Here is an 18458-nt window from a genome sequence, read left to right as displayed (position 1 = left end):
CTGAAGGTTTTTGAAAAATGCCCCTGTTTACCGGCGTCGTGCCACCTGTCGTCACCCCGCTCAATGCCGATTTCAGTGTCGATTTTGCGTCGTTCACGCGGACCATCGAAAACCTGCTCGACGGCGGCGTCCACGGCCTGTTCGTGCTCGGCTCGACCAGCGAGGTTGTCTTCCATGACGAGGCCGGCCGCCGGGCCATCATCGAGCACGCGGTCAAGGTCAACAATGGCCGCGTTCCGACCTTCGCCGGGGTCATCGACCCGACGACCGATCGCGTCATCAACCACGCCCTGACAGCGAGATCGGCCGGCGCTGACGCAGTCGTGGTCACCGCGCCGTTCTATGCCCGCACCAGCCAGCCCGAGATCGGCGATCACTTCCGCTACATCAAGGACGCGGTCGACATCCCGATCATCGCCTACGACATCCCGGTCTGCGTCCATGTCAAGCTGGAGCGCCAGACCACCGTCGGCCTTGCCAGCGAGGGCGCTATCGCCGGCATCAAGGATTCCAGCGGTGACGACGGCAATCTACGGTATGTGCTCAAGGACATGGCCAACGATCCGAGTTTCTTCGGCATGACCGGGTCCGAGATCCTGGTCGACAGCGTGCTTGCCATGGGCGCGCATGGTGTCGTGCCGGGCCTCGCCAATGTCGACCCGCACGGTTACGTCAGGCTGTGGAACCTGATGCAGGCGGGTCAGTACGCCGAAGCCCGCCTGGAGCAGGAGCGGCTGTTGAAGCTGTTCGAGATCGTCTGGATCTCGCTCGGCAGGACGAGCGCCGGCTCGGCCGGGGTCGGCGCCTTCAAGACCGCGATGAGGAGCCTCGGCATCATCGCCTCCAATACCATGGCGCGGCCGCAACGCAGCCTGAACGACGAGGAAGCCGCAAAGGTCGACATTATCCTTCGCGACGTCGGCTTGCTGCGCTGACCGTGGACGCTCCGATCCTCTCGATTTCCGGTCTGCGGGCGGTGTTCCGTATCGCCGGACGCGACATCGCCGCCGTGCAGGACGTCGACCTGGTGATAGGTTCGGGCGAGACGGTTGCGCTGGTCGGCGAGTCGGGATCAGGCAAGTCGGTCACCAGCCTGTCGATCATCGGGCTGCTGCCGAAGAAGATCGGACGCATCGCCGAGGGATCGATCGCGCTGCGGCGCAGGGACGGCACGGTCACCGAGCTGACCGGCCTCGATCCCGAGTCGCTGCGCAAGGTGCGCGGCAACGACATCGGCATGGTGTTCCAGGAGCCGATGACCAGCCTCAATCCGGTCTACAGCATCGGCGAACAGATCGCCGAACCGATCCGCATCCATCTCGGCAAGTCGCATCGTGATGCGGCCACTGATGCCGTGCGACTTTTGGCTCAGGTCGGCATTCCCGATCCCGATCGGCGGGCGCGGCAATACCCGCATGAGCTGTCGGGAGGGATGCGGCAGCGCGCCACCATCGCCATGGCATTGTCCTGCGATCCGACCTTGCTGATCGCCGACGAGCCGACCACCGCGCTCGACGTCACCATCCAGGCCCAGATTCTCGACCTGCTGGCCGCGCTGCAGGCGCAACGCGGCATGGGCATTCTGTTCGTAACGCACAATCTCGGCGTCGTTGCCGAGATCGCCGACCGGGTCGCGGTGATGTATGCCGGGCGCATCGTGGAATCGGGTCCGGTGAGCGAGGTGTTCACTCGTCCGCGTCATCCCTACACCGCCGGCCTGATGCGTTCGGTGCCGCGGCTTGGCCAGGCCACTACGCTGAAGGCAGCAGGAACGCCGCTGCCGACCATCGCCGGCAATGTTCCATCGCTGGCCCTGCTGCCCAAGGGCTGCTCTTTCGCGCCGCGTTGCGCCCTGGCTGTCGATGCCTGCCGCACCGCTGTACCGCCATTGTTCGCGGCGACGTCGACCCAGCAGAGCCGTTGTTTGCGCTGGGAGGATCTCTGACAGTGGACGCTCCCTTCCTTTCGGTCAGGAAGCTGACCAAGCATTTTGCGCCGACGGCGTTCTCGCGCGGTCCCGTGGTCAGGGCGCTGGAAGATATTTCCTTCGACATTGCGCGCGGCCAGGTGGTCGGTCTCGTCGGCGAATCCGGATCGGGCAAGACCACGATCGGCCGCTCGGTGCTGCGTCTCATCGAGCCGACGTCCGGCGAAATAAGATTTGACGGCGTCGATATCACCAGCCTGAGCGCCGGACCACTGGCTCGCCAGCGCCGAAGGATGCAGTATATTTTCCAGGATCCGTTCGCCAGTCTGTCGCCGCGCATGACCATTGGACAGATCCTGACCGAAGGCCTCGATATTCAGGGCATCGGCAACAGGCGCGAGCGGCGGGCGAGGGCGGAGAAGGCGCTTGCCGCGGTCGAGCTGCCAGTCGACGCCTATGACCGCTACGCCCACGAGTTTTCGGGCGGGCAGCGCCAGCGCATCGGCATCGCCCGGGCGCTTACGCTCGAACCCGAATTCATCGTCGCCGACGAGCCGGTCTCTGCCCTCGATGTCTCGATCCAGGCGCAAATCATCAATCTTTTGCGCGACCTGCAGGTCCGGCTCGGTCTGACCATGCTGTTCATTTCGCATGACCTGGCCGTCGTCGAATATATCTGCGACACGGTGATCGTTCTCTACCTCGGCCGGATCATGGAAGTCGCGCCTGCTGCCGCGCTCTATGCCAGGCCGCAGCATCCCTATACGCGCGCGCTGCTCTCGGCCATTCCGTCGCTCGACCCGCTGGCCAGGCAAGGCCGGCAGGTGCTGAAGGGCGACATTCCAAGCCCGGCAAAGCCGCCGACCGGGTGTGTTTTCCGAACCCGTTGCCCGGTTGCCCTCGACGCTTGCGCTGGCATCGTCCCGCCATTGCGGGCAACGTCCGACGGCCATCTGAAGGCCTGCATTCGCGACGACATCGCCTAGGCAAGCCGGCGCGGTATTCCGCCAACGGGAGGTTGCCCCGCCAGCGCAGGATCCATATTTCGGCGAAGCGGAACCGAAATTGCTTTGTGGCCCGGCCCGGGCGATTGGCGACAACGGGAGGCATTTACGCAGCGGCTCGGCGATGACTGGCTGAACAGTGTCAGCGCTGCTCTGTTGTTTGTCCCGTCAGCCATTGTCCCGATCTCGGACGGACCAGAGGCCGAGCCTGGTCCTAAGGTCGGCCTGGAAATTCGTCGTCCGATGTAGAATGTCTTAAAGTCATCGTATGGCTTCTGTGCTCAGCGTCGGCCGTCGAGTCGCCTGGCTCGCTTCCGTCGTGCTGAGCACGCGATCAGCGAAATCCACGGGAGTGGCAGCTTTCAGGCTGCGGCCGGCAGGTGGTCGCGGACCCACCTGACGATCTGTCCCGCCGTCATTGCGCCGGATGTGCGCGCAACCTCCTGTCCGCCATGGAAGAGGATCATGGTTGGGATGCCGCGGACGCCGAGCCTGGCTGCAACGGCCTGCTCATTGTCGGAATTGAGCTTGATCAGGCGAACCTGCGGCTCCAGTTCGTTGGCTGCCGCTTCATAGGCCGGCGCCATCATCTTGCACGGGCCGCACCATGGTGCCCATACATCGACGACGACGGGGAGGCTGCTTCGCGTGACCTGGCGATCGAAACTCTGTGCATCGACGTCTGCCGGGTGACCCGAGAACAGCCTGGAGCCGCACTTTCCGCATTTCGCGTCCCCGGCATCGCGTGCCGGCGGCAGGCGATTGACCCCGCCGCATTTGCCACAAACCACCAGCTTTTCCAGCGTCATGCCCATTTACCCATCTTTATGCGCGTCGATCGTCGCCGTCAGGATGCGGTCTTGAGTGGAGCATCCCGCGCAGAACCGGCCGCGTCCGAAAGCTTGGCCAATTCTGCGGCAATATCGGCGAGCTTTCGATCGGCGTCGACCTTGCGCCAGGTGGACGGGGCGGCGTGTCGCTGCAATTGCCGCGACAAGATATCGACCGTGGCGTCAGAAGGACCGCCGCTGCGCTCGCTCACCCGCTGCCAAAGAACGAGCGGATCCGCCTCCAGCCAGAATCCGGCGAAAGCAACGTCTCTGCCATTTGCCGCCTTCTCGATGCGGTCGCGATCGGCCGGCCTGTCAAAGACGGCATCGGCGACCACCGAACCGCCTTCGGCAAGGATCAAGTCGGCGCGCCATGCCATTTCGCGGTAGACGCGGTCGGACACCTCAGGTCGATAAGCCCTGTCCGGCAGCTTCGTTTCAGCCGGCACACCATGCAGGGCTTTGCGGATGCGGTCGCTTTCGACAATGCGTGCGCCGGGCGGCGCGCCGATATGTGCGGCGAGTGCCTCGGCAACGGCCGTCTTGCCGGAACCACTCAAGCCGCCGATGGCGATCAGCCGAGGCGGCTTTTCCTGGAGAAGTGTTCGGGCAAGCTCGAAATAGGATCTGGCCTCGGCAATCAGCCCGCCGGAATCGTCACCGCCTTCCTCGACCTGGGTTGCGGTGACATGCGCGCGCACTGCGGCCCGCACTGCCATGAAAAACGGCAGGAGGATGAAGCCGTCCTCGTCGTCTGCTTCGTCGAGGTAGCGGTTCATCACCAGGTTGGCGAGTTCCGCAAAGCCGCGATGCCAGAGGTCCATCAGCAGGAAGGCCAGGTCGTAAAGCACATCGATGCTGGCGATCTGGTCATTGAATTCGATGCAATCGAAGAGGCGGGGCTCTCCCTCGAACAGACAAATGTTGCGCAGATGCAGATCACCGTGGCATCGCCGGATCTTGCCTGCCGCCTCCCGCCGGTCGAGCAACTCGCGATGACGGGCGAGGGCGGTGCGGAAAATCCCGGTGAATACCTTTATCTCGGCTTCGTCGAAAACATGGCTGGTGGCAAAGCCGGCTTCGTTGATGGCGAGCACGCCTGCCAGGTTCGAGGATCCGCTGCCCCTGTGGATCTCCGGCGCGCCGCGATGATAGCGCACGACCATGCGCGCGACCTCCGTCATCAGCGCAGGCGTCAGTTCGCCACCGACTGCCATACGATCGAGCAGCTTCGACTGATCGAAGCGGACCATCTCGATTGCCGCATCGACCAGTTTGCCGCTTCCGTCGAAGGCCAGCTTCCCGGCGGCCTCTCGGGTGATGCGCCGCACCCCCAGATAGAGGCCTGGGGCAGTCCTGGAGTTGAGCTCGACCTCCTTCTCGCAAGCGGCGAGCCGCAGAGCCGGGGTCGAGAAGTCGACATAGGGCAGTCTGACCGCTCGCTTGATCTTGTAGGCGCGCTGGCCAACCAGGAAGATACGCGAGATATGCGTTTCGATCGCCTCGACCGGCCCGCTCTCGCCATATGCGGCAGGGTCCATCAACATCGCGGCCACGGATTGCTGATCCTCGACCATCATCGGCTGCCTCTTTGTTTTGTATCCACCTGTGGAAGCCAACGAGCGTGGTCGCTGAAAATTCCGCGCCATCAGGCCCTTGCTGCCGCAGCGTCTGGATATAACCAGCCAAGTCACGGTTACGTTCCGTGGGGCGTATTTCTTAGCGTCCTCCGGCGGCCTGAAGCCAATTGGCGTCGGCACGTGGGCACGTTGATACGGATCAAATGATGCGCGGCGACGTTCTTGTCTCAGCGCTGGGGAGCGCCGAGCCGTCTCGCTGTTGTTGCAACGACGATTGGCTTTGAGATCGGGAGCAACCGCCATGGCTTTCAGGACGATACTTACCGTTACGGGACCGAGCAAGGGAGACGGTGACCTCAAGCTTGCCGCCGATCTATGCAACGAGATCGGCGCCCATCTTGCTGTTCTCGTCGTCGCCGTAGCTGCGCCGCCACCAGTCGGGGAGTATGCCGCGGTCGTTTCAGAAGCCTGGCTCGACGAGCGTCGGGCCGTCGAGGATCTGTTGAAGAAGCGAACTGCTGACCTGTCGGCTTTTCTCGCCGGCAGTGCGCTTTCCGCCGATGTCTCCAGCGAATATCCGGAAGCCGGCTGGGCCGACGACACCGTCGGCCGCCGTGCCCGCTACGCCGACATTACGGTTATTGGACCGGAGTTGCTCGCCGACCAAACGCTGAAAAGCAAAGCGATCGAAGGGGCATTGTTTTCTTCGGGAAAGCCCTTGCTGCTCATCCCCGAGGGGTCGCGGCCGACCCTGAAGCCGAAACGCGTGCTGATTGCATGGGACGCCCGTCTGGAGGCATCGCGTGCCGTCCGCGAATCCCTCGGCCTGCTACCAGGCGCCGATGAGGTGAACCTCGTCATGGTCGATCCGGTGGAGGACGAGTACCGCCACGGGGCCGAACCCGGAGCCGCCGCCGCCTATCTCGCGCGGCATGGCGTGAATGTCACGGTTGACCGGCTGCCCAGCCTGGACCATTCAGTCGTCGACGTGCTTCGCCGGCACGCGCTCGACATCGCCGCCGACCTGATGGTGATGGGCGCCTATGGTCATTCCCGATTGCGCGAGCGCATCTTCGGCGGCGTCACCGTCTCGATGCTTGACGACCCGTCGATGCCGATCCTTATGGCGCGGTAGCCGCTGCTGCCTGTCGCGGACATCGGTCAGCCCGCCGGCCGGAGGCGGGCGGTTCTGGTCGGAGTGGCAGGATTTGAACCTGCGACCCCATCGTCCCGAACGATGTGCGCTACCAGGCTGCGCTACACTCCGTGACCAGACCGCGGGCTTATAGCCGCCGTACTTCGTTCCTGCAAGCGCCAATGGCAGCGCTTCTGTCGCATTTCTTGCCGTTTCGCCTTAACGTCATACAGGTTTAGGTTCCCTGGGAGATAACACCGCTTAAAGGCTCGTGTTATAGGCATGGCCACCTGCGTTGAAACCACTCTGAATCCAGCCGCTTGGAGTTGCTGTCTTGTCCCTGAAGATCGTTAGTGAAGCCGTTCCCAACACCTTCGAGTTTGAAACCACGGCGCTGATCAAGGCGTCCGGCTTTCGTGAATATGATGCGCGCTGGTGGTTCGGCCATCCTGGCTCCGCCGAGCCGCCGGAGCTCAATCTGATCGGTGTCCAGGCACTCGGCATGGGGCTCGGCACGCTGATCCGGCGCTTGGGCGCCGGGCCGGATATCGTGACCGGGCATGATTTCCGTTCCTATTCGCTGGCTATCAAGCTGGCGCTGGTTTCGGGGCTGATGGCCGCCGGCGCGCGGGTTAGGGATATCGGGCTGGCGCTGTCGCCGATGGCCTATTTCGCCCAGTTCGCGCTCGACACGCCGTCGGTCGCCATGGTCACCGCCTCGCACAACGAGAACGGCTGGAGCGGCGTCAAGATGGGGGCGGCGCGCCCCTTGACCTTCGGTCCGGAGGAAATGAGCGCATTGAAGGCGATCGTGCTTGCCGGCGACTTCGACCTGGTCGGCGGCGGCTCCTATGACTTCGTTGCGGATTTCCGCAAGATCTATCTGGACGACCTGACCCGCGACAAGCGCATATCGAGAAAGCTCAAGGTGGTCGCCGCCTGCGGCAACGGCACCGCCGGCGCTTTTGCACCTGAAGCGCTGGAACGGATCGGCTGCGAGGTGATTCCGCTCGATGTCGAGCTCGATCATAGGTTTCCGAACTACAACCCCAATCCCGAAGACATGAAGATGCTGCACGCGATCCGCGACAAGGTGCTGGAGACGGGAGCCGACGTCGGGCTTGGCTTCGACGGCGATGGCGACCGCTGCGGCGTGGTCGACAATGAGGGCAACGAAATCTTCGCCGACAAGGTCGGCGTCATGCTCGCGCGCGACATTGCGCGCCTGCATCCCGGCTCGACCTTCGTCGTCGACGTCAAGTCGACCGGATTGTTCAATACCGACGCCGCCCTGCGCGCCGATGGCGCCGTCACCGACTACTGGAAGACCGGCCACTCCTACATAAAACGGCGCGTGGCCGAGCTTGGCGCCATCGCCGGTTTCGAGAAATCCGGTCATTTCTTCTTCAACCCGCCAATCGGGCGCGGCTATGACGATGGTCTGATCACAGCCATCGCCATCTGCGAGATGCTGGATCGCAGCCCCAAAAGCAGCATGGCCGATCTCTATCGCGACCTGCCGCTGACCTTCGGCACGCCAACCATGTCGCCGCACTGCGCCGACGAGCTGAAATATGGCGTGGTCGAGCGGGTCGTTTCCGACTTTCAGGCCATGAAGCATGACGGCGCCATCTTCGCCGGGCAGAAGATCGCCGAGCTGATCACCGTCAATGGCGTTCGCGTCGTTGCCGAGGACGGCACCTGGGGCCTGGTGCGGGCGTCGTCGAACAAGCCGGAGCTTGTCGTCGTGGTGGAGAGCCCGGTGTCATCGGAGCGGCGCCGGCAGATGTTCGAAGCCGTCGACGCGGTGCTGCGCCGCAGCCCTGAGGTCGGCGCCTATAACCAGACCTTCTAGTCTAAGGTCTCCGAACGGCGGCGCGGTGAGCCTCAGTATGGGCTCGCGACGTCGCCGGTCTCGACATAGACCGACTTCAACTGCGAATAGAGTGCCAACGCGGCAAGCGAGTTTTCTCGCCCGATTCCCGACTGCTTGAAGCCGCCGAACGGAATTTCGACGGGCGTCAGATTGTAGGCGTTGATCCAGCAGGTGCCGGCCTGCAGCTCGGCGATGACGCGGTGGGCGCGCGGCAGGTCGCGCGTGAACACGCCGGCGGCAAGGCCGAATTCGCTATCGTTAGCGCGGTCGATCACCTCGTCCTCGCCGTCGAATTTCAGCACGCTCATGACAGGCCCGAAAATCTCCTCGCGCGCGATGCGCATGGTGTCGGTGACGCCGGTGAAGACCGTCGGCTCGACGAAGAAGCCGCCCTGGAACCCTTGCAGCGAAGGTACATTGCCGCCGCAGGCGAGCACAGCGCCATCCTGCTTGCCGGCCTCGATATAGAAGATGACCTTCTCGTGCTGCGCTTTGGAGACCAGCGGCCCCATCTGCGTTTCCTGGTCAAGCGGATCGCCGACACGGATCTTCTTGGTCCGCTCGACCAGCCGTTCGACGAAACGGTCGTGGATGCCCTTCTGCACGAAGACCCGCGTGCCGTTGGAGCAGATCTGGCCGGTCGAATAGAAATTGCCGAGCATCGCGCCGCCGATGGCGTTTTCGACGTCGGCATCGTCGAAGATAATCAGCGGCGACTTGCCGCCAAGCTCCATGGTGGCATGCTTCATCTTCGAGCCGGCGAGCGACAGCACCTTACGGCCGGTCGGCACCGAGCCGGTGACCGAAACCTTGGCAACGACATCGTGCCCGACGAGCCCGGCGCCGACGTCGCCATAGCCTTGCACGACGTTGAACAGCCCGTCGGGCAGGCCGGCCTCGGTATAGATTTCGGCGAGCGCCAGCGCCGACAGCGGCGTGTTCTCCGACGGCTTGAACACCATGGCGTTGCCCATGGCGAGTGCCGGCGCCGATTTCCAGCCGGCGATCTGGATCGGGTAGTTCCAGGCGCCGATGCCGATGCAGACGCCCAGCGCCTCGCGCCTTGTATAGGCAAAGGGTCCGCCGAGATCGACGGACTCGCCATTATAGGCAGCGACCGCGCCGCCGAAATATTCGAGGCAGTCGGCTGCCGACGGCGCGTCCGCCACCAGCGTCTCCTGGATCGCCTTGCCGGTATCCAGCGTCTCGACGCGCGCCAGGTCGGCGTTGCGCGCGCGCAATATGTCGGCGGCGCGGCGCAGGATGCGCCCGCGCTCGACCGGCTTCAGCCGTGCCCAGGCCGGTTGTGCTGCTCGCGCTGCTTCGATCGCCAGCTCCAGCACGTTCGGCGTCGCCGAACGCAGCATCGCGATGGTCTCGCCGGTTGCCGGATAGATGACCGGCAGCGGCGCACCTTGTTCATCGTCGATGTAGCGTCCGTTGACATAGTGCGATGCCTTTGGCTGGGCGCGCATGGGACCTCTCCAAATTGTCTTTCGCCGGGACCGGCGGGCGGACAGTCCGCCAGATCATCGTCTATCTGTCAGATACCTGCCAGCGCGGATTGATCCATGGTTCCTGGTTGGACGGCGCCAGCGGCGTGTGACCGAGAATGTGGTCGGCGGCCTTTTCGCCGGTCATGATTGACGGCGCGTTCAGATTGCCGTTGGTGACGCGTGGGAAGATCGAAGAATCGGCGATCCGCAGCCCGTCAACGCCGATGACACGGCATTCCGGGTCGACGACGCTCATCGGATCATCCTTGCGGCCCATCTTGCAAGTGCCGCAAGGGTGGTACGCGCTTTCGGCATGATCGCGGATGAAGGCATCGAGATCGTCGTCCGACTGCAGGTGCGAGCCCGGCGAGATCTCCTTGCCGCGATAAGGGTCGAAGGCCGACTGGCCGAAGATCTCGCGCGTCAGCCGGATGCAGTGGCGGAACTCGATCCAGTCGTCCGGGTGCGACATGTAGTTGAAGCGGATCACCGGCTTCGATTTGGGATCCGGCGAGCGCAGCGTAACGGAACCGCGCGACTTCGATCGCATCGGCCCGACATGCGCCTGGAAGCCGTGTGCCTTCGCCGCGGCCTTGCCGTCATAGCGAACCGCCGCCGGGATGAAATGATACTGGATGTCGGGATAGTCGACGCCGGCGCGCGAGCGCACGAAGGCGGCCGCCTCAAAATGGTTGGTTGCGCCAAGGCCCGACTTGAAGAACAGCCATTGCGCGCCGATCAGCGCCTTGGAGAACGGGTTCAGCACCGAATTCAGCGTGATCGGCTGCGTCGATTCCTGCTGGATGTAGAGCTCCATATGGTCCTGCAGGTTGCGGCCGACGCCGGGCCGGTTAGCGACCACCGAAATGCCGTATTCCCTGAGATGTTCGGCCGGGCCAATACCGGACAGCATCAGGATCTTGGGCGAATTGATCGAGGAGGCGGCAACGATCACTTCACGTCGCGCCCTGATCACCTGAATCCGTTTGCCCGCTTCGATCTCGACGCCGGTGGCGCGTTGATTCTCGATGATAACCCGCCTGGCGAAACCTTTGACCAGGCTAACATTTTTCCGCCTGAGCGCCGGCCTGAGATAGGCGCTCGCCGCCGACCAGCGGCGGCCGCCGCGAATGGTCTGCTCCATCGGCCCAAAGCCTTCCTGCTTCGCGCCGTTATAGTCGTCGGTCAGCTCGAAGCCGGCCTGACGGCCTGCCTCGACGAAGGCGCCGTAAAGTGGATTCGTCCTTGAGCCGCGCTGCACGGTCAGCGGGCCGCCGTGGCCGCGCCAGCCATTCTCGCCGCCGTTGCTGTCCTCCATGCGCTTGAAGTAGGGGAGCACGTCGGCAAACCCCCAGCCAGCCGCGCCCTGTTCGGCCCAATGGTCGAAATCGCGGGCGTGACCGCGCACATAGACCATGCCGTTGATCGAGGACGAGCCGCCGATGACCTTGCCGCGCGGCGTCGCCAGCACACGGCCGCCGAGATGCGGCTCCGGCTCGCTGGCAAAACCCCAGTCGTAGAGCCTCATGTTGAGCGGGATCGACAGCGCCGACGGCATCTGGATCAGCGGCCCGATGTCGCTGCCGCCAAATTCGATGACGATCACCGAATGCTTGCCGTCCTCCGACAGCCGGTAGGCCATGGCCGAGCCGGCCGAGCCGGCGCCGATGATGACGAAATCCGCCTCAAGCATGGTTCATATGCGCCCATCGTTCATATGCGTCATGAAATCGGTGAGCGAGACATTGCCGCCAGTTGCCACCACGAGCACGCTCTTGCCGCTCACATCCACCTTGCCGCCGAGCAGCGCCGCCAGCGATGCAGCGCCCGAAGGTTCCAGCACCAGCTTCAACCGTTCGAACGCGATGCGCATCGCGTGGCGCACCGATTGATCGTCGACGGTGATGCCGCGAACGCCCGCGGTTCTGAGCGCCGCGAACGGCGCATCGCCGGGCTTGCGCGCCATCAGCCCGTCGCATATCGATTTCGGCCCGATCGGCATGGTTTCGATGACGCCATGCGCCAGCGACGCGCCCATGCCGTCGAAACCTTCCGGCTCGACGCCGAAGATCTCGGTCGCCGGCGACAGATAGTGGAAAGCCAGCGAAACGCCGCCGATCAGCCCGCCGCCGCCGACCGCGCAGAACAGCAGATCGGCGCTGGCATTCCTGGCATCGAGTTGCTCGAGTGCCTCCAGCCCGGCACCAGCCTGGCCGGCGACGATCTCGGGGTCGTCGAACGGATGCAGCAGCGCCAGCCCCTCGGTCTCGGCGATCTCGCGCGCGGTGGCGGCGGCAACCTCCTCACGCGCGCGCTCGCCATGGTCGGTCAGCACCACGCGCGCGCCATAGCCGGTCGTTGCGTCGCGCTTGGCGGCCGGCGCGTCGATCGGCATGACGATGGTCACCGGAATGCCCAGCGCCTGGCCGGCGGCGGCCAGGCCTTGCGCGAAATTGCCGGAGGAATAGGCGACGACGCCCTTCCTGGCTTCATCGGGCGAAAGCCGCTTCAGCCGCCAATAGGCGCCGCGCACCTTGAAGGAACCCGCCCATTGCAGCGACTCCGGCTTAACAAAGACGCGCGCGGCGCCGGTCTCTCTGGCCAAGGCCGCCGAATCCAGCAGCGGCGTGATCTGCGTCGCCTTGGCGGTGACGGCATAGGCCTGTTTGAGGTGATCGAGGGAGGGGACGAGCGTTGTCATCATTCGCCTCGCGGAAAGCGCTTCTGCTCTTCGAGCAGGTCGAGGTTCATGTGGTTGCGCATGTAACGTTCCGAGGCCTTCTGCAGCGGCTGGAATTCCCAGGGGTAATGCGTGCCGTTGCGCAGCGCCGGATAGACCACCCAGCGGCGCGCCTGGCTGGCGCGTACGGCGGTATCGAAGGCAGCCATGTCCCAGCGCGCCCGGACCTTGTCGGTGAAAGAAGCCACCAAAGCCGCGTGCGCCGGATCGGCGGCGAGGTTGGTCAATTCCCGCGGATCCGATTCAAGATCAAACAGTTGCGGCGGATCGATCTCGCAATGGATGAATTTATAACGGCCCTCGCGTATCGCCACCATCGGCGCGTTGGAGCCTTCGGCCGCATACTCCATCAGCACCGGTGCGGTGCGTTCCTTGCCGTCGAGCAGCGGCAGCAGCGACTGGCCGTCGGTCCATGGCGCAATCGCGCTCATGTCGATGCCGGCGAGGTGGCAAAGCGTCGGCGTCAGGTCAAGATTGGAGACCGGCGCGTCGATCAGTGTGGCTGGGACGTCTTTTCCGGCGATCATCAGCGGCACCCGCGCTGAGCCCTCGAAGAAGCACATCTTGAACCACAGACCGCGCTCGCCGAGCATGTCGCCATGATCGGAGCAGAACAGGATGATCGTGTCATCGAGCGTCCGCGTGCGCTCGAGCACCGACAGCAGTTCGCCGACCTTGTCGTCGAGATAGGAGATGCTGGCGAAATAGCCGCGCCGCGCGCGGCGGATCTGCTCGCCGGTGATGTCGAAACTGTCATAGTCGCTGGCGCGGTACAGCCGCTTTGAATGCGGATCCTGTTCGTCATAGGAGACGAAGCCGACTTCAGGCTCGAGCGCCAGGCAATCCTCGTAGAGGTCCCAGTAGCGCCGGCGCGCGACATAAGGGTCGTGCGGATGGGTGAAGGAGACGGTCAGGCACCACGGCCGGCGCGCGGCATCGTCCGAGACGCGGGCGAAATCATAAAGCTTCTGCACCGCGTGAAAAGCGACTTCGTCGTCATATTCCATCTGATTGGTGATCTCGGCGACACCGGCGCCGGCCACGGAACCGAGATTATGATACCACCAGTCGATCCGCTCGCCGGGCTTGCGATAATCCGGCGTCCAACCGAAATCGGCCGGATAGATGTCGGTGGTCAGCCGCTCCTCGAAGCCATGCAACTGATCCGGCCCGACGAAATGCATCTTGCCGGACAGGCAGGTGTGGTAGCCGGCGGCGCGCAGATGATGCGCATAGGTCGGGATCGAAGAGGCGAATTCGGCGGCATTGTCATAGACCTCGGTGCGCGATGGCAACTGGCCGCTCATGAACGCGGCGCGGCCGGGCGCGCAGAGCGGCGAGGCGGTGTAGTTGTTCTTGAAGCGTGCCGAACGAGCCGCCAGCGCCTTCAGATGCGGCGCATGCAGGAAGTCCGCCGGCCCGTCTGGGAACAGCGTGCCGGCGAGCTGATCGACCATGACGATCAGAAAATTGGGTCGCTTGGACGTCACTGCGCGCTCCGCCGGCCGAGTTTCGTTTCGAGATAATCCTCGATCAGTGCGATCGCGGTCGCGGCATTGGGTACGCCGTCCTTCAGCGCGCGTCTGATGTAGAGCCCGTCGATCAGCGCCGCTGTCGCCTCGGCGACGCGGTCGGCTTCGCTTCTCGGCAGGATGCCGGTCAGCCCGCTCAACAGATTGGAATGCAGGCGCCGCGCATAGACCTTGAGCAGCCGGCGCAGCGCTGCCGATTTCTGCGCCTCGACATAGAAGGCGAGCCAGGCGGCTATCGTTTCCGGCTGGAACTGGGCGTCGGAGAAATTGACGGCGACCACGGCCGAAACGCGCTGGCGTGCCGTGCTGGCCGATCGAAGCGCGCGCCGCATGTCGGCGGTCAGCTCGGCCAGGATGTGCCGCATCGTCGCCAGCAAAAGTTCGTCCTTGGCGCCGAAATAGTGATGGGCGAGCGCCGAGGACACGCCGGCGCGCCCGGCGATTTCAGACATCGTCACATCAAGCGAACCGCGCTCGCCGATCGCCGATATCGTCGCGTCGATGAGCGCCCTGCGGCGCAACGGCTCCATTCCGATTTTCGGCATCTTTGCTCCGGCGACTTGCAACAGGTTTATTTTTTATTGACGGATCAATCAACAAAAATCCAGCCTAAATTGGGGTGGCAAAGGTCAGGCGCTATGACCAGATATCAAGATCAAGCGATTGTGTGGTTCTGGCCCCTTCACGAAGTCGCTGGAACGGTTCATGCTTGAACAATGTCGATAGCGCGCCGCGACATCGCGTAGCCCGCCCGAAGGATGGAGATAACCATGACAGCATGCATCGTCGGCTGGGCGCATTCGCGCTTCGGCAAGCTAGAAGGCGAGACGCTGGAGGGCCTGATCACCAAGGTGGCCAGCGAGGCGCTCGATCATGCCGGCATCGGCCCGGATGAGGTCGACGAGATCGTGCTCGGCCACTTCAATGCCGGCTTTTCCGCACAGGATTTCACCGCAAGCCTGGTCTTGCAGGCCGACGACCGGCTGCGCTTCAAGCCGGCGACGCGCGTCGAGAACGCCTGCGCCACCGGCTCGGCGGCGGTCAGGCAAGGCATCCGCGCCATCGACGCCAATGCGGCGCGCATCGTGCTGGTAGTCGGCGCCGAGCAGATGACGACGACATCAGGTCCAGAAATCGGCAAGAACCTTCTCAAGGCCTCTTATCTGCCCGAGGAGGGCGACACGCCGGCAGGCTTCGCCGGCGTTTTCGGCCAGATCGCGCAAGCCTATTTCCAACGCTATGGCGACCAGTCGGACGCTCTGGCGATGATCGCCGCCAAGAACCACAGGAACGGCGTCGACAATCCCTGCGCGCAGATGCGCAAGGATTTCGGCTACGAGTTCTGCCGGCACGAGAGCGAGAAGAACCCCTTCGTCGCCGGTCCCCTGAAGCGCACCGACTGCTCCCTGGTCTCGGACGGCGCCGCCGCCCTGGTGCTTGCCGACACGGCGACGGCATTGAAGATGCGCCGCGCCGTCGCTTTCCGCGCCAACGAGCATGTGCAGGATTTCCTGCCGATGTCGAAGCGCGACATCCTGGCATTCGAGGGATGCGAGCAGGCGTGGAACCAGGCGCTGAACAAGGCCGGTGTGACGCTCGACGATCTGTCCTTCGTCGAGACGCATGACTGCTTCACGATAGCCGAGCTGATCGAATATGAGGCGATGGGCCTGGCGAAACCGGGCGAGGGCGCAAAACTGGCGCTGGACGGCGAGACGGCGAAGGACGGCCGGTTGCCGGTCAATCCGTCAGGCGGGCTGAAAGCCAAGGGCCATCCGATCGGCGCCACCGGCGTCTCGATGCATGTGCTGAGCGCCATGCAGCTCGTCGGCGAGGCCGGCGGCATCCAGGTGCCGGGCGCCAAGCTCGGCGGCATCTTCAATATGGGCGGCGCCGCAGTCGCCAACTACGTTTCCATTCTCGATCGGATCAGATAAAAGCGGCCCGCATTACAGCGCCGCGCGCCCTTCCGGCCGCGCAAAGGACGCTGTAACACTTCGATTTTACGCATGATCCTTTTCGAAAATCGAATCCGATTTTCGAGGTCATGCGTTAGCGGGGAATTCATGACAAATCCGGTTCTGGTCGAAGTTTTGCGCGGCGCCGTGGTCGAGAGCGCGCATCGTGGCGCCATTGCGGTCTTCGATGCCGATGGTAAGCCGTTCCTGGAAATCGGCGATACGGCTCGCCCGGTGTTCCCGCGCTCGGCGGTTAAGGCGATCCAGGCGCTGCCGCTGGTCGAAAGCGGCGCCGCCGATGCGTACGGTTTCGGCGATCGCGAACTGGCACTGGCCTGCGCTTCACATTCCGGCGAGCCGGCGCATGTCGAACTGGCGCGGGCGATGCTGGCCAAGGCCGGGCTGGACGTGGCGGCGCTGGAATGCGGCGCGCATTGGCCGTCCAGCCATGACGCGACAATTGCGCTGGCCCGTGCCGGCAGCTTGCCAAACGCGCTGCACAACAATTGTTCTGGCAAGCATGCGGGCTTCCTCTGTACCTGCGTCCACGCCGGCGTCGCCCATCGCGGCTACGTCAAATCCGGCCATGCCTCGCAAGAGATGGTGCGCGATGCGATGCAAGCGGTGACCGGTGCTGCCCATGATTTCGACCATTGCGGCACTGACGGCTGCTCGATCCCGACCTATGCCGTGCCGCTGCGCAGCTTCGCCCTGGGCTTTGCGCGCATGGCGACCGGTGTCGGCTTTGAACCCGTGCGCGCCAGGGCCGCAAAGCGGCTGCTTTCCGCCTGCATGGCCGAGCCATTTCTGGTCGCCGGCACGGGCAGGGCTGATGTTGCGCTGATGCAGGCCGCGTCAGGCCGGATTTTTGTAAAGGGAGGGGCCGAAGGCGTCTATTGCGCGGCACTTCCCGAGCTTGGCCTTGGCATTGCGCTGAAATGCGATGATGGCGCCGGCCGCGCCGCTGAAGTTATGGTAGCGGCGTGCATGGCCCGGGTTTTGCACGCCGACAAGGCGCTGGCGGCAATACTGATCGAACAGGCCCATCCGCCCGTAGAAAGCCGGATCGGCGCCAAGGTCGGCTCACTCCGCGCCACTGCTGCGCTGAGCTGAAAACGGGCATTTAGCTCACAGGGTTGCGTCCGATGGTCAGGTGCGCTTCAACATCGGCACAGTTCCCCAGCGTTCGGCCGTCGCGCCGCGCAGGAATTGTGCCAGACCGGATCGGCCGATCCTTTGCCGGCAATAGCTTGTGAAGTCGCCGCGCGAGGCATAAGCTCGACCAATGAGCAGAGCCTTCACGCGCGAAGAGGATAGCGAAAACGCCATCGCCGGCATCGGCGAGCGGCCGATCAGCCACCACCGCAATCTGGTGACGCAACGCGGCCTGGCAATGATCGATGCCGAACTGGCGGCCCTGCGCGAAGAACTCGGCAGGGCGGAAAAGAGGGCCGACCGTGAGCGCATCGCGCTTATCTCGCGCGACCTGCGCTACTGGACCGCGCGGCGTGAAAGCGCCGAGCTTTCCGTGCCGGAACCGGGCAGCGACCTGGTTCGCTTCGGCATGGGCGTCACGCTGGAAGGCGATGACGGCAGAAACGTCCACTGGAAGATCGTCGGCGAGGATGAAGCCGATCCAGCCAAGGGGACGATTTCCCATGTTTCACCGATGGCCCTGGCTTTATTCGGCAAGAAGGTCGGCGAAACTGCCGTGGTGAACGGCAAGGAGTGGGAAATCGTCAAGCTGAGTGACAGTTAGGCCTCGATCTTGACGACATGGTCGCGGAAGAACGCGGCAGCACCTGCCTCGTCGATTTCGCCGGCGGCGACACCCATGACGAACTCATAGATCGTGCCGTTGTCGGCCGTCAGCGAATAGCCGTTGACAATCAGAAACGCGCCGGCGGCGACGATAGCCGTGCGCTTGTTGCCGTCGACAAAGGCGTGGTTTCTGGCGATGCCGAAGATATAGGCCGCAGCCAGGTCCTCGATCGATGGATCGCCATAGTTCGCCTTGTTCTCGGCGCGGGCGAGCGCCGATTCAAGAGCATTCTCATCTCGCAAACCCTGCGCGCCGCCATGCCGGCGCAACTGCTCCGCGTGCATCGCTTCCACGGCGCGCCGGCTCAGGAATTGCCAGCTCATTCGGCGAGCTTCTGAAGCGCGACTTTGTATTTGTCCATGACTTGGCGAGCAGCTTCCATCTGCCGCTCGAAGCTGTCATCCACCGGCTGAAGTGCGATGCCCTTGCTCGTTTCGACGATTTCAAGCTGGTCGCCGGCCTTCAGGTTCAGGTGGTCGAGAATTTCCTTGGGCAAGATGACGCCTTCGGAATTGCCGATCTTGCGAATGGTCGTGTTCATGGGTTCAGCCTTTGTTG

At 63.8% G+C, this 18458-nt stretch carries 17 protein-coding genes and 1 tRNA gene; 8 read left to right on the top strand and 10 right to left on the bottom strand.

Going from position 1 to position 18458, the window contains the following annotated elements; genetic code table 11:
• Positions 1 to 17: 17 nt before the first annotated feature.
• Genes NMG80_RS05580 through NMG80_RS05570 form a run of 3 tightly spaced genes read left to right on the top strand, consistent with a single transcriptional unit; the run spans position 18 to position 2913 of the window.
• Positions 18 to 935, top strand: coding sequence for a dihydrodipicolinate synthase family protein (locus NMG80_RS05580; RefSeq protein WP_254017217.1), 918 nt, complete (start codon positions 18 to 20; stop codon positions 933 to 935).
• A gap of 2 nt (positions 936 to 937) precedes the next feature.
• Positions 938 to 1945: an ABC transporter ATP-binding protein gene (locus NMG80_RS05575; protein ID WP_254017216.1), complete on the top strand. Its 1008-nt coding sequence runs from the start codon at positions 938 to 940 to the stop codon at positions 1943 to 1945.
• A 2-nt stretch (positions 1946 to 1947) separates the two neighbouring features.
• Positions 1948 to 2913, top strand: a complete 966-nt coding sequence (locus NMG80_RS05570; RefSeq protein ID WP_254017215.1) for an ABC transporter ATP-binding protein — start codon at positions 1948 to 1950, stop codon at positions 2911 to 2913.
• 380 nt (positions 2914 to 3293) lie between these two features.
• On the opposite strand, the gene trxC is transcribed toward NMG80_RS05570, so the two are convergent.
• Both trxC and NMG80_RS05560 read right to left on the bottom strand, forming a co-directional pair.
• Positions 3294 to 3740 (bottom strand): thioredoxin TrxC, encoded by a 447-nt coding sequence (trxC, locus tag NMG80_RS05565; protein ID WP_254017214.1) that lies wholly within the window; start codon positions 3738 to 3740, stop codon positions 3294 to 3296.
• A gap of 38 nt (positions 3741 to 3778) precedes the next feature.
• The gene (locus tag NMG80_RS05560) at positions 3779 to 5341 is read right to left on the bottom strand and encodes a bifunctional aminoglycoside phosphotransferase/ATP-binding protein (protein ID WP_436798547.1); all 1563 of its coding nucleotides are present in this window, start codon (positions 5339 to 5341) and stop codon (positions 3779 to 3781) included.
• A 301-nt stretch (positions 5342 to 5642) separates the two neighbouring features.
• Here NMG80_RS05560 and NMG80_RS05555 point away from each other — a divergent pair, with 301 nt between their 5' ends.
• Positions 5643 to 6476: a universal stress protein gene (locus NMG80_RS05555; RefSeq protein ID WP_254017213.1), complete on the top strand. Its 834-nt coding sequence runs from the start codon at positions 5643 to 5645 to the stop codon at positions 6474 to 6476.
• 55 nt (positions 6477 to 6531) lie between these two features.
• Here NMG80_RS05555 and NMG80_RS05550 read toward each other — a convergent pair.
• Positions 6532 to 6608: transfer RNA gene (locus NMG80_RS05550), tRNA-Pro, on the bottom strand.
• Positions 6609 to 6810: 202 nt separating this feature from the next.
• Here NMG80_RS05550 and NMG80_RS05545 point away from each other — a divergent pair.
• Positions 6811 to 8331: a phosphomannomutase/phosphoglucomutase gene (locus NMG80_RS05545; protein ID WP_254017212.1), complete on the top strand. Its 1521-nt coding sequence runs from the start codon at positions 6811 to 6813 to the stop codon at positions 8329 to 8331.
• Between the two features lie 32 nt (positions 8332 to 8363).
• Here NMG80_RS05545 and betB read toward each other — a convergent pair whose 3' ends face one another.
• The 5 genes from betB to betI form a co-directional block, all read right to left on the bottom strand.
• Complete coding sequence (gene betB, locus NMG80_RS05540) at positions 8364 to 9827, bottom strand: betaine-aldehyde dehydrogenase (protein ID WP_254017211.1); 1464 nt, start codon at positions 9825 to 9827, stop codon at positions 8364 to 8366.
• 61 nt (positions 9828 to 9888) lie between these two features.
• Positions 9889 to 11541, bottom strand: coding sequence for a choline dehydrogenase (betA, locus tag NMG80_RS05535; protein WP_254017210.1), 1653 nt, complete (start codon positions 11539 to 11541; stop codon positions 9889 to 9891).
• Between the two features lie 3 nt (positions 11542 to 11544).
• On the bottom strand, positions 11545 to 12552 hold the full coding sequence (locus NMG80_RS05530; protein WP_254017209.1) for a threonine/serine dehydratase family protein: 1008 nt from the start codon (positions 12550 to 12552) through the stop codon (positions 11545 to 11547).
• Complete coding sequence (gene betC, locus NMG80_RS05525) at positions 12549 to 14078, bottom strand: choline-sulfatase (RefSeq protein ID WP_254017208.1); 1530 nt, start codon at positions 14076 to 14078, stop codon at positions 12549 to 12551. The genes NMG80_RS05530 and betC overlap by 4 nt, the downstream gene beginning before the upstream one ends.
• On the bottom strand, positions 14075 to 14665 hold the full coding sequence (gene betI, locus NMG80_RS05520) for a choline-binding transcriptional repressor BetI (protein ID WP_254017207.1): 591 nt from the start codon (positions 14663 to 14665) through the stop codon (positions 14075 to 14077). The genes betC and betI overlap by 4 nt, the downstream gene beginning before the upstream one ends.
• 225 nt (positions 14666 to 14890) lie before the next feature.
• Between betI and NMG80_RS05515 the strand changes: the two genes are divergently transcribed.
• The 3 genes from NMG80_RS05515 (at position 14891) to greA (ending at position 17837) form a co-directional block, all read left to right on the top strand.
• Complete coding sequence (locus tag NMG80_RS05515) at positions 14891 to 16057, top strand: acetyl-CoA acetyltransferase (protein WP_254017206.1); 1167 nt, start codon at positions 14891 to 14893, stop codon at positions 16055 to 16057.
• Positions 16058 to 16186: 129 nt separating this feature from the next.
• A complete protein-coding gene (locus NMG80_RS05510) occupies positions 16187 to 17191 on the top strand; it encodes an asparaginase (RefSeq protein WP_254017205.1) in 1005 nt (334 codons plus the stop codon).
• A gap of 172 nt (positions 17192 to 17363) precedes the next feature.
• A complete protein-coding gene (gene greA, locus NMG80_RS05505) occupies positions 17364 to 17837 on the top strand; it encodes a transcription elongation factor GreA (protein WP_254017204.1) in 474 nt (157 codons plus the stop codon).
• Here the strand turns inward: greA and NMG80_RS05500 are convergent.
• Together NMG80_RS05500 and NMG80_RS05495 are read right to left on the bottom strand one after the other, a co-directional pair.
• The gene (locus NMG80_RS05500; RefSeq protein WP_254017203.1) at positions 17834 to 18223 is read right to left on the bottom strand and encodes a type II toxin-antitoxin system death-on-curing family toxin; all 390 of its coding nucleotides are present in this window, start codon (positions 18221 to 18223) and stop codon (positions 17834 to 17836) included. The two genes, greA and NMG80_RS05500, sit on opposite strands and share 4 nt — an antisense overlap.
• Entirely contained in the window at positions 18220 to 18441 is a 222-nt protein-coding gene (locus tag NMG80_RS05495) for an AbrB/MazE/SpoVT family DNA-binding domain-containing protein (protein WP_128247478.1), read from the bottom strand. Before NMG80_RS05495 ends, NMG80_RS05500 begins: the two co-directional genes overlap by 4 nt.
• Between the last annotated feature and the right edge of the window lie 17 nt (positions 18442 to 18458).

The organism is Mesorhizobium escarrei, from assembly GCF_935825525.1.
GTDB lineage: Bacteria > Pseudomonadota > Alphaproteobacteria > Rhizobiales > Rhizobiaceae > Mesorhizobium > Mesorhizobium escarrei.
Note: the sequence above shows the minus strand (reverse complement) of the source record. Positions and strands in the feature narration are given on the sequence as shown.